This is a genomic window from Actinomadura sp. 7K507 (genome assembly GCF_004348425.1).
Lineage (GTDB): Bacteria > Actinomycetota > Actinomycetes > Streptosporangiales > Streptosporangiaceae > Spirillospora.
This window is the reverse complement of the sequence record NZ_SMKK01000283.1, coordinates 1-10887: the sequence shown is the minus strand read 5'-3', so window position 1 is coordinate 10887 and position 10887 is coordinate 1. Positions and strand designations below refer to the sequence as shown.

10 protein-coding genes are annotated in these 10887 nt (G+C 71.0%); 6 read left to right on the top strand and 4 right to left on the bottom strand.

The genetic code is table 11. The annotated features are described in order from the left end of the window. A partial coding sequence (locus E1285_RS39165; RefSeq protein ID WP_132159660.1) for an STAS domain-containing protein occupies positions 1–475 on the bottom strand: 475 nt, incomplete at its 3' end. Positions 476–478: 3 nt separating this feature from the next. Next, positions 479–775 carry a hypothetical protein gene (locus E1285_RS39160; RefSeq protein WP_132159659.1) on the bottom strand — a complete coding sequence of 99 codons (297 nt, stop codon included), beginning with the start codon at positions 773–775 and terminating at the stop codon, positions 479–481. A gap of 759 nt (positions 776–1534) precedes the next feature. On the opposite strand from E1285_RS39160, the gene treS reads away from it, so the two are divergent. Beyond that, positions 1535–3232, top strand: coding sequence for a maltose alpha-D-glucosyltransferase (treS, locus tag E1285_RS39155; RefSeq protein WP_132159662.1), 1698 nt, complete (start codon positions 1535–1537; stop codon positions 3230–3232). 2 nt (positions 3233–3234) lie between these two features. Beyond that, the gene (locus E1285_RS39150; RefSeq protein WP_132159658.1) at positions 3235–4695 is read left to right on the top strand and encodes an aminoglycoside phosphotransferase; all 1461 of its coding nucleotides are present in this window, start codon (positions 3235–3237) and stop codon (positions 4693–4695) included. Positions 4696–4724: 29 nt separating this feature from the next. On the opposite strand, the gene E1285_RS39145 is transcribed toward E1285_RS39150, so the two are convergent. Further along, positions 4725–5492: a GntR family transcriptional regulator gene (locus E1285_RS39145; RefSeq protein WP_243723363.1), complete on the bottom strand. Its 768-nt coding sequence runs from the start codon at positions 5490–5492 to the stop codon at positions 4725–4727. 227 nt (positions 5493–5719) lie between these two features. Between E1285_RS39145 and E1285_RS39140 the strand changes: the two genes are divergently transcribed. From E1285_RS39140 to E1285_RS39130, 3 genes are all read left to right on the top strand, one after another. Further along, positions 5720–5938: a hypothetical protein gene (locus E1285_RS39140; RefSeq protein WP_132159657.1), complete on the top strand. Its 219-nt coding sequence runs from the start codon at positions 5720–5722 to the stop codon at positions 5936–5938. 334 nt (positions 5939–6272) lie between these two features. Beyond that, positions 6273–8513 carry a 1,4-alpha-glucan branching protein GlgB gene (gene glgB, locus E1285_RS39135; RefSeq protein ID WP_132159656.1) on the top strand — a complete coding sequence of 747 codons (2241 nt, stop codon included), beginning with the start codon at positions 6273–6275 and terminating at the stop codon, positions 8511–8513. 54 nt (positions 8514–8567) lie between these two features. Beyond that, on the top strand, positions 8568–8927 hold the full coding sequence (locus tag E1285_RS39130; RefSeq protein WP_132159655.1) for an ACT domain-containing protein: 360 nt from the start codon (positions 8568–8570) through the stop codon (positions 8925–8927). Between the two features lie 4 nt (positions 8928–8931). Here E1285_RS39130 and E1285_RS39125 read toward each other — a convergent pair whose 3' ends face one another. After that, positions 8932–9789: an NUDIX domain-containing protein gene (locus tag E1285_RS39125; RefSeq protein ID WP_132159654.1), complete on the bottom strand. Its 858-nt coding sequence runs from the start codon at positions 9787–9789 to the stop codon at positions 8932–8934. Positions 9790–9893: 104 nt separating this feature from the next. On the opposite strand from E1285_RS39125, the gene E1285_RS39120 reads away from it, so the two are divergent. Continuing rightward, on the top strand, positions 9894–10887 hold a 994-nt coding region (locus E1285_RS39120), incomplete at its 3' end, for a serine/threonine-protein kinase (protein ID WP_132159653.1).

Genomic DNA, 10887 nt, shown 5'->3' with positions numbered 1-10887 from the left:
GGGTGGGCGTGAGCCCGGCGTCCCCCGGGTGCAGGGCCCGGATGGCGTCCAGCACGTAGGTGGTGTCCACGTTCCCCGCCTCACCGCCGGGGACGGGCGCGGCCGTGGCGGACGCGACGTCCGCGAACACCGGGACGAGCCGGCTCAGGCCGGTGAGCTGCAGCGCCCGCCGCACGTGGGCGGACAGGGCGGGCACCACGGCGCGCAGCGGGCAGCCGAGCAGCTGCGCCCGAGTCTCCGCGCGGGCCAGCAGGACCAGTCCCGCGGCGTCCAGGAGCACCGCGTCACCGAAGTCGACGACGACCCCTCCGCGGCCCGTTCCCGGGGCCGTGCCCGCCGAGGCGAGGGACAGGGCCTTGCTCACCCCCTCCCTGATCCCCGCGTAGTTCTGCCAGCTGATCTGTGCGGGCAGCCGCAGCACGATGAACCCTCGCCGGGTCTCCATGCTCAGTCCCCGCACGGTCGTGTCCTTCATATGTCACATCCCGATCGGGGTCGTCGCGCCCGCGGGGCGCTTGGCGGCGGCACGGGAGCCCGGCGGTCTCGACGCGGGACGCCCGTCCGGATACGGCGGGCGCCCTCCTCGCACGACGCCCGTCAGCCGGGACGCCGCGAGGCGTTCGATGGTCCGTTCTTCGGGCCGCACCCCGAGATGGGCGCAGCAGCACCACAGGTCGTCCACGCAACGGCGCACGTTCTCCGCCGGAACATCGGCGAAGCGAACGCGCAGCCGCGCCACGAGGTCATCGCGCGTCGGTACGACCGATGGCGACATCTCCCACCGCTCCACTGTCCCTCCGATCGCTTTGGACGAAGTATTTCCGTCCGGATTTGTCAACCGTCCCGCCGCCGGCCGTTTCGTCATCGGTCGCACAGGCGTGAACTGCGCCGGCGTCGGCGACACCGGCTTCACGGCACGGGCATCACGACACGGGCATCACGACATGGGCGTCAACTGCACAGCCGTCAACTGCGCGGCAGGTTCTGAGCTTGGAAATGACCTACCCGGGGCATGCGACAGAAAAAGCGGCGAAGCTAAAAACACGGACATGACACAACCGTCGCGCGGCAAGCATCCGGAGGCCCGCGCGCCAGTGGCCGGGCCGTGGATCGACATGTTTTTGCGCTACTTTCCCGCTCTCTGCCGGGCCGCTACCGGGCGATGACCTTCAGGCCCCGGGGCGCGGCCGCGTCATCGCGGCCGAGCATGGCCGGATCTACCCCGCGGGCGGTCGCGCCCCGGCCCGTCCGGCCGGGCCCGCCGACCTGAAACCGGGACGACGGTCACGGACCGTACTGAATCTTTTACGGATGGTTGCCTGTCGTGAACGTCCCCGGGCGCGGACACCGGGAATTGCTGATCTAGATGTCTCCAACACACTCGGGGTGACCCATGCACGGCCAGCCGAAGAACTCCACCGCCAGCACGTCCGACCAGGTCACCGAGCCGGAGACGGATGCCGTCCCCCTGGAGGACGCCGCCGCGCCCGCCCCCCGGGCGCTCCCGGACCCCTTCGACGAGAAGACGCCGCGCATGCCGCACTGGTTCAAGACGGCGGTGTTCTACGAGGTGTCGGTGCGCGGGTTCGCCGATTCCAACGGCGACGGCTACGGCGACCTGCGCGGCCTGATCAGCAGACTCGACCACCTGCAATGGCTCGGCGTGGACTGCCTGTGGCTGCTGCCCATCTACCAGTCACCCCTGCGCGACGGCGGCTACGACATCGCCGAATACACCCGCATCCTGCCCGACTTCGGCGAACTCGGCGACTTCGTCGAACTCATCGAACAAGCCCACGCCCGCGGCATCAGAGTCATCGCCGACCTGGTCATGAACCACACCAGCGACCAGCACCCCTGGTTCCAGGCCTCCCGCACCGACCCCGACGGCCCCTTCGGCGACTTCTACATGTGGGCCGACGACGACACCGGCTACCCCGACGCCCGCATCATCTTCATCGACACCGAATCCTCCAACTGGACCTACGACCCCGTCCGCGGCCAGTACTACTGGCACCGCTTCTTCACCCACCAACCCGACCTCAACTACGACAACCCCGACGTCCAAGACGCCATGCTGGAAAACCTGCGCTTCTGGCTCGACCTCGGAATCGACGGCTTCCGCCTCGACGCCGTCCCCTACCTGTACGCCCGCGAAGGCACCAACTGCGAAAACCTCCCCGAAACCCACACCTACCTCAAACGCGTCCGCGCCGAAGTCGACCGCCTCTACCCCGACCGCGTCCTGCTCGCCGAAGCCAACCAATGGCCCGCCGACGTCGTCGAATACTTCGGCGACCCCGCCGCCGGCGGCGACGAATGCCACATGGCCTTCCACTTCCCCGTCATGCCCCGCATCTTCATGGCCGTCCGCCGCGAACAGCGCTACCCCATCTCCGAAATCATGGCCCAAACCCCCAAAATCCCCGAATCCTGCCAATGGGGCATCTTCCTCCGCAACCACGACGAACTCACCCTGGAGATGGTCACCGACGAAGAACGCGACTACATGTACACCGAATACGCCAAAGACCCCCGCATGAAAGCCAACATCGGCATCCGCCGACGCCTGGCCCCCCTCCTGGACAACGACCGCAACCAACTCGAACTCTTCACCGCCCTCCTCCTCTCCCTCCCCGGCTCACCCGTCCTGTACTACGGCGACGAAATCGGCATGGGCGACAACATCTGGCTCGGCGACCGCGACGCCGTCCGCACCCCCATGCAATGGACACCCGACCGCAACGCCGGCTTCTCCAAATGCGACCCCGCCCGCCTCTACCTCCCCGTCATCATGGACCCCATCTACGGCTACCAAGCCGTCAACGTCGAAGCCCAGGCCAACAACCCCGGATCCCTGCTCCACTGGACCCGCAAAATGATCGAGATCCGCCAACGCCACCCCGTCTTCGGCGTCGGCTCCTACGTCGAACTCTCCGCCTCCAACCCCTCCGTCCTCGCCTTCACCCGCGAGATCGGAAATGGCGACACCAACCAGTGGGGCGGGATGGACACCATTCTCTGCGTGAACAACCTGTCGCGCTTCCCGCAGCCCGTGGAACTCGACCTGCGGCGCTTCCGGGACTCGACGCCCATCGAATGCATGGGCGGCGTGCAGTTCCCGGCCATCGGCGACCTGCCCTACCTGCTGACGCTTCCCGGGCACGGCTTCTACTGGTTCCTGCTGCCGCCACCGCCCCAGGTGCACGAGCCGGGAGAAGGAGTGATCTGACCGTGGCGCCGCCCGACCATTCCCTCGTTCGGCTCCTGGCCGGCTGGCTGCCCCGGCAGCGGTGGTTCGGCGGCAAGGACGGCCCCATCGACGAACTGACCATCGGCACCGCGACCGAACTGCGCACCGGCGACCCCGGCCTCCACCACCTCATCCTCGACGTCCGCCAGAACGGCACCACCGACCGCTACCAGGTGCTCCTCGGCGTCCGCCGCGACCTCCCCGGGCGCCTGGAATCCTGCCTCATCGGACGGCTGGCCGGCGGCCACGGCATCGCCGGGCACGTCTACGACGCCGCGCACGACCCGGAGCTCACCGGCCCGCTGCTGGCGTACATGGCGAACGAGACGCAGATCGGACCGCTGCGGTTCCGCCGCGCGCCCGGGACCGGCGTCCGCACGGACCTGGAGAGCACGCCCATCGGGGCGGAGCAGAGCAACACCTCACTGATCTTCGGCGACGCCTACATCTGCAAGCTGTTCCGCCGCCTCTCCCCCGGCCTCAACCCGGACCTCGAGGTCAACCTGGCGCTCTCCCGCCAGGGCTGCGCGCACATCCCGGCCGTGCACGGCTGGATCGAACTGGAACCCGGCGCGGACGCCGCGTGGGACGGCACCGGCGACGAGCCCGTCACGCTGGCGCTGCTCTCGGAGTTCCTGCGCAGCGCCACCGACGGCTGGCAGCTCGCCCTGACCAGCGTCCGCGACTGGTTCGCCCAGCCCGCCCTGCCGATGACGGGGCCGACGACGGGACCGGTGCCGGCTTTCACGGCACGCGACGCGGGCGCCGTGGGAGGCGACTTCGCCGCGGAGGCCGGGCGGCTCGGCGCGGCGACCGCGCAGGTGCACCGCGATCTCGCCGCCGCGTTCGGGGTCACGCGGGCGCCGGCGGCGGCGCTGCGGGAGTCGGTCTTCGCGATGAACGAGCACCTCGACCAGGTCAGCGCCGCCGTCCCCGAGATACGCCCGCACGTCCGGGCGATCCGCGCGGTGTTCGACGAGGTCGCCGCGGAGGCGCGGACGCTGCCCGTCCAGCGCGTCCACGGCGACTACCACCTCGGCCAGGTCCTGCGCACCGACTCCGGCTGGGTCCTGCTGGACTTCGAGGGCGAGCCGGCCCGCACGCCCGCCGAGCGCCGCGCGCCCGCGCATCCGCTGCGCGACGTCGCCGGGATGCTGCGCTCCTTCGAGTACGCGGCCCGGTTCCTGCTCGTGCGCGACGGCGACCTGCCCCCGGACGCGGCCGAGACGCTGGAGATGCGGGCCCGCGCCTGGGCGGAGCGGAACCGGGAGGCCTTCTGCGCCGGCTACGCGGCGGCGGGCGGGCCCGACCCGGCCGCGCACGCGGCGCTGGTGCGGGCGTTCGAGTTCGACAAGGCGGTCTACGAGATCCGCTACGAGGCGCGCAACCGCCCGTCCTGGCTCCCCGTCCCCCTGCGCTCCCTCGCCCGCCTGGCAGGCTGACCGGCCCGGCGAGCCGGGCCAGGCGGGCGTCACAGGTCGATGGAGTAGTCGAGGACGACGCGGTCGGCGGGCAGCACGATGTCGCGGCAGACCTCCATCACCTCGGCGCGCGACAGCATCCGGCGCGTGATGGCGAGGACCGGCACCCCGCCGGTCATGTGGAGGGTCTCGGCCTCCTCGGGGGTCGGCATGCGGGAGCGGACGGCCTCCTCGACGCGGGTCGGCGGATGGCCGAGATAGGCCAGCTGCGCGAGCGTCCCCCCGGGCCACGGCTCGCGCGCCGGGTCGGACACGGGCGTGCCGCCGACGAGATCCCACGGCAGGTAGTTGACGGAGATCTGCTGCGGCTCGCCGCGGGCGTGGAAGACGAACCGGCGGCGCAGCAGCTCGGTACCGGTCGGCAGCTCGAACAGCGCGCCGAGCTCGGCGTCGGCCCGCACCCGGGTGAACTCCTTGTCGAGGCGGTACTCCTCCCAGGTGATCCGCTGGTCGCGGGTGAAGGTGGTCTCGGGAACCGCCAGCGGCCTCGTCACCGCGCGGTAGCGGTCCATGGCGACCCTGCGAGCAGGGGGAACGACCCGGACGAGAGTGCCGCCGCCGCGGCGGGTCTCGACCAGTCCCTCGCCGCGCAGCAGCGCGATGGCCTGCCGCACGACGATCTCGGAGACGCCGTGGGCCTCGCACAGCTCCGCGATGGTCGGCAGCCGGGTCCCCGGCGGGAGGCTGCCGCCCCTGATGCCGTCTCGCAGAGTGTCGGCGATGCGCAGGTAGGCGGGACGGTCCGGCACCGGCGTCACCTCCCCTTCTTCCGGCCCTTCGCCCGGCGGCGCCGGCCGTACGGCCCGGTTCTCGCGTTCGACCCGCGTTCGACGCGACGTTCGATCCTGCCCTGACCCTCCCTGTCATCCATACCTTCCGCGCGCTATCCGCGGGGGCATGGTCCGCTTACGGACAGCTTGACACCTCTCGGCCCGAGTAAGACTTTTGTATACAGAAGAGCGGCCTCGGGGAAAGGACGACCTTGATGGGCGACTTCGATGATCTGAAGGCGGCCATCGAGGGGGAGTTTCCGGGTTGGCAGGTGTGGCGGAGCGATGCGGGACGCTGGTACGCGACCCGGAGCGGCGATCTCAGCGACTCCCAACTCCAGGCCGGATACGCGATGACGGTGGCCGCCGACGACTCGGCGGGGCTTCGCCGGCTGCTGCGCGAGCAGACGCGCGAGGAGGGCGGGACCCCGTGACGCGACTCCGTTGGGGAACGGCGCGACCCGGTCCGCGAGCGGGGGCGGACCGGGCCGGGCCCCTCCGGTACGGCAGGTACTTGTGTCGCTCAAGTGACACAGGAGTGGAGCCCAGGGCGGTGGGGTCGATGTCACCCCTGGGGCCAGGTAGACGTGACCGCACGGACGGCACAACCGGCGCGACCCCTCGACGAAAGTCGTGCCGCCCGTGCGGTCGCACCAATTCACGCCCCGGGACGGCTCGGGGAAAACAGGTGCGCGTCTGACGTGAGACCCGCGGATCTCGGGGCACCTCTACTGAGGTGATGGTCAGTGGACGGGAGGCCGTGAGGTCATGGCACGGGTGACGCGCGCGGAGATCGACCGGCTCGTCGGCGGCGACCACCACGATCCGCACGGAGTCCTCGGGGCGCATCCCGGCCGGGACGGCGTGACGGTGCGGGCGCTGCGGCCGCTCGCCGAACGGGTCGAGGTCGTCCTGCCGAACGGCGACCGGCATCCCCTCCGCCACTTCCATCAGGGCCTTTTCGCCGGGACGCTCCCGCACGGCACGTCCCTGGCGGGCGACGACGAGGAGGAGGCGCCCCTCGCCGTCCCCGACTACCGGCTCGCCGTCACCTACGGGGACGGTGTCGAGACGCTCCAGGACGACCCGTACCGGCACCTGCCCACACTCGGCGAGCTCGACCTGCACCTGATCAGCGAGGGCCGGCACGAGGAACTGTGGCGGGCGCTCGGCGCGGGGGTCCGCAGCTACGCGTCCGCGTTCGGCACCGTGCACGGGACCGGTTTCGCGGTGTGGGCGCCGACGGCGCGCGGCGTGCGCGTCGTGGGCGACTTCAACCACTGGGACGGCCGCGCGTACCCGATGCGGTCGCTCGGCTCCACCGGTGTCTGGGAGCTGTTCGTCCCGGGCATCGGCGACGGCATGTGCTACAAGTACGAGGTCCTCGGCGCGGACGGCGTATGGCGCACCAAGGCCGACCCGATGGCCCAGTGCACCGAGCGTCCGCCCGCGACGGCGTCCCGCGTCTACACCTCGTCCTATGAGTGGGGCGACGGCGCATGGATCGACGGCCGCAAGGAACGCGACTGGTTGCACGAGCCCATGAGCGTGTACGAGGTGCATCTCGGGTCGTGGCGTCCTGGGCTCGGCTACAAGGAACTGGCCGACGAACTGACCGCGTACGTCCGGGACATGGGTTTCACGCATGTGGAGCTGCTGCCGGTCGCCGAACACCCGTACGGCCCGTCCTGGGGCTACCAGGTGACGTCGTACTATGCGCCGACCTCACGCTTCGGAAGCCCGGACGACTTCCGTCACCTGGTCGACGGCCTCCACCAGGCGGGTATCGGCGTCCTCATGGACTGGGTGCCCGCCCACTTCCCCAAGGACGAATGGGCGCTGGCCCGCTTCGACGGCACCGCCCTGTACGAGCACGACGATCCGATGCGGGGCGAGCAGCCCGACTGGGGAACGCTCGTGTTCAACTTCGGCCGCGCCGAAGTCCGCAACTTCCTGGTGGCCAACGCGTTGTTCTGGCTGGAGGAGTTCCACATCGACGGGCTGCGCGTGGACGCGGTCGCCTCGATGCTGTACCTGGACTACTCGCGGGAAGAGGGCGGCTGGACGCCCAACATCTACGGCGGGCGCGAGAACCTGGAGGCCATCTCCTTCCTCCAGGAGATGAACGCGACGGTCTACAAGCGCAACCCGGGTGTCATGACGATCGCCGAGGAGTCGACGGCGTGGCCGGGCGTGTCCCGTCCCACGCACCTCGGCGGCCTCGGGTTCGGGTTCAAGTGGAACATGGGCTGGATGCACGACACGCTGGAGTACCTGCGCCACGAGCCGGTGTTCCGGCACTACCACCACAACGAGATCACGTTCTCGCTGGTGTACGCGTTCTCGGAGAACTACGTCCTGCCGCTGTCGCACGACGAGGTCGTCCACGGCAAGGGGTCGCTGCTGAGCAAGATGCCGGGCGACGCCTGGCAGCAGTTCGCCGGGCTGCGCACCCTGCTCGCCTACATGTGGTCGCATCCCGGCAAGCAGCTGCTGTTCATGGGGCAGGAGTTCGGCCAGGGCGCCGAATGGGCGGAGGAACGCCCGCTCGACTGGTGGCTGCTGGAGAACGCCGCCGAGGGCGCCCACCACCTGGGGCTGCAGAAGCTCGTCCGCGAGCTGAACCGCGCCTACCGGGCCGAGCCCGCGCTGTGGACGCGTGACAGCGACCACGAGGGCTTCCGCTGGATCGACGGCAACGACGCGGGCGGCAACACCCTGTCCTACCTCCGGTACGGGACGGCTCGGGAAGGCGGGCAGGACGGCGAGCCGCCGGTGCTGGCGTGCGTGGTCAACTTCGCCGGGAACCCGCACGAGGACTACCGGGTGGGCCTGCCCCGCACAGGCGGCTGGCGCGAACTCGTCAACACCGACGCCTTCGAGTACGGGGGCAGCGGCGTCGAGAACCTCGGCCGCGTCGAGGCGACCGCCGAGCCGTGCCACGGCCTGCCCGCCTCGGCGGTCCTGCGGGTTCCGCCTCTGGGCGCGGTCTGGCTCGTGCCTGAATGACCCGTGCCTGAATGACCCGTGCCTGAATGACCCGTGCCTGAATAGTCTGGCCGGATGCATTCGCAGCGCTTGCACGTCGTTCCCGGACAGTTCGTGGTGGAGCACCTGCCGCACGCGACGTTGCCGGAGGACGACGACTGGATCGCGCTGGTGCGCGCCCCCGAAGGACTCACCGTGATCCGGGACGCGCCGCCGTTCGGCGAGCCGGAACGCTGGGCCGGCTTCTACGGCGGCACCGGCAACGGTCTCCGCGTGCCCGGCACACCGGCCGAGATCGTCGGCCCGCTCGCCGAGGCGGAGATCCCCGTCTTCGTGGCCTCCACCTACCACGCCGACCTCGTCCTCGTCCCCGAACACCGGCTCAAGGAGGCGACGGAGGCTCTCCGCGACACCGGCCACCGCGTGGAGATCTGAGGGCTTAGAGGCGTTCGAGGAGCCAGCGGGGGCCGATGACGGCGGCGCCGGCTGCCTCGCAGCGCCTCCGAAGTTCCCGGTCGGCGGTGACCACCAGGTGGGCCGTGTCGAGCCCGGTGCCCTGGACGAGGTCCACGATCTGGTCGTCGCCGCTGCCGGGAGCCGCCACGACCTTCACCCCGTTCGCCGGAGCGTCGGCGACGCTTCGCGCCGCGCCCTCCACCACCAGGACGACCTCGGGGAAGCAGCGGTCGAACCGGACGATCTCACCGGGCAGGCCTTGGACTCCCGCGTTCAACGCCTTGAGATCGTCGCGGAGTCTCAGGTTCGCCCCCGCACGGTCCTTCCACCAGCCGTCCGCGCGAGCGCCCACGACGTTCGCCGCGTCCACGACGAGGACGACGCCCTTCATCGCGTCCCGCAGCCGGGGCCATGAGCGCGCGAACGGCGCGAACAGCTTGCGGTCGGTGACCTCCTCCGCGCGCACCCACTGCGCGCGGCGCGTCTCACTGGACGCGGCGCGGACGCGCGGGAGTTCGGACAGCGACCCCATCACCGACGTGAACGTCCAGCCGCCGTGGTCCTCGACGCTCGTGCCGTGCACGTTCACGAGACCGGTGTCGAGCGTGCATTCCTCGGCGGTCTCGCGCAGCGCGCCCGATACGGGGTCCTCGTGGCTGTGCAGCGCGCCGCCGAACATCCCCCAGGTACCGCCGCCGATCCCCCACCACGCGCGCTGCTGCAGCAGGACCCACACCTGGCCGCCGGGGTCGCGATGGTAGGCCAGCAGGCCCGCCGCACCGAACCGCCCCCAGTGCGTGTGCCCGAGCCCGCAGTCGGCCCAGCCGTCACCGTCTCCCATGCGACGACCATAGCCGCTGGACGGTAACCGCCCCGGCGATCAAAAGTACGGTTTGATGCATCGTATGGGACGACGCCCCCGATCCCTCTAGGAGGAGCCCGCCGATGCCTTCCACCCCCCTGGACCATGACGATCCGCGTACGGTCGGCGGTTACCGGCTGACCGGACGCCTCGGCGAAGGCGGCCAGGGCGTCGTCTACCTCGGGGAAGGGCCGTCCGGGGAACGCGTCGCCGTCAAGACGCTCAAGACCACCGACGCCGCCGCCCGCGACCGTTTCGCGCGGGAGATGCGGGCCGCCCGGCAGGTCGCCCCGTTCTGCACGGCCGCCGTCCTCGACTCCTCCGCGGACGGCGAGGCGCCCTACGTGGTCAGCGAGTTCATCGATGGACCGTCCCTCCAGGAGCGCGTCCGGGACAGCGGGCCGCTGCGCGGCGGCGACCTGGAGCGGCTGGCCGTCAACACCGCGAGCGCGCTGGCGGCGATCCACGGCGCGGGTATCGTCCACCGCGATCTGAAGCCCGCCAACGTGCTCCTCGGGCCGGACGGCCCGCGCGTCGTCGACTTCGGCATCGCCCGCGCCATCGACGCCGAGACCCACACCCAGGTCGTCGGCACACCCTCGTACTTCGCCCCTGAATGGCTGGAAGGGCACCCGCCGACGGGAAAGTCGGACGTCTTCGCGTGGGCGGGGACCATCGTGTTCGCGGCCACCGGGCATCCGCCGTTCGGCCCGGCCACCAGCATCCCGGCGACCATGCACCGCATCGCCAACGCCGAGCCCGATCTCGGCGGGGTGCCGCCTTCGCTGCTCCCTCTGATCACCGAGTGCCTGGCCAAGGACCCGGCCCGCCGCCCGTCCGCCCGCGACCTGATGGTGCGGCTCGTCGACCCGTCCGGCACGACCGATTCCGCCCCGCATCGGGGCCCCGTCCCGCCACCGCCTCATCCACCGCCTCCGCCCACGGTCCCGAGGCATCCGCACACCGCTCCCGGCCAGAGCCCGGCCACCGATCCGGGCTCCGGTTCCGGCGGGCGACGCGGGCGCCTGATCGCGGGAGGCGCCGCGCTCGCCGTCATCGTGGCCGCCGCGACGGCCC

What these genes read in the sequence shown, in the direction of transcription:
- E1285_RS39160 (WP_132159659.1), bottom strand. Translation starts at nt 775, where the DNA reads ATGTCGCCATCGGTCGTACCGACGCGCGATGACCTCGTGGCGCGGCTG.
- treS (WP_132159662.1), top strand. Translation starts at nt 1,535, where the DNA reads ATGCCGCACTGGTTCAAGACGGCGGTGTTCTACGAGGTGTCGGTGCGC.
- E1285_RS39140 (WP_132159657.1), top strand. Translation starts at nt 5,720, where the DNA reads ATGGGCGACTTCGATGATCTGAAGGCGGCCATCGAGGGGGAGTTTCCG.
- glgB (WP_132159656.1), top strand. Translation starts at nt 6,273, where the DNA reads ATGGCACGGGTGACGCGCGCGGAGATCGACCGGCTCGTCGGCGGCGAC.
- E1285_RS39130 (WP_132159655.1), top strand. Translation starts at nt 8,568, where the DNA reads ATGCATTCGCAGCGCTTGCACGTCGTTCCCGGACAGTTCGTGGTGGAG.
- E1285_RS39125 (WP_132159654.1), bottom strand. Translation starts at nt 9,789, where the DNA reads ATGGGAGACGGTGACGGCTGGGCCGACTGCGGGCTCGGGCACACGCAC.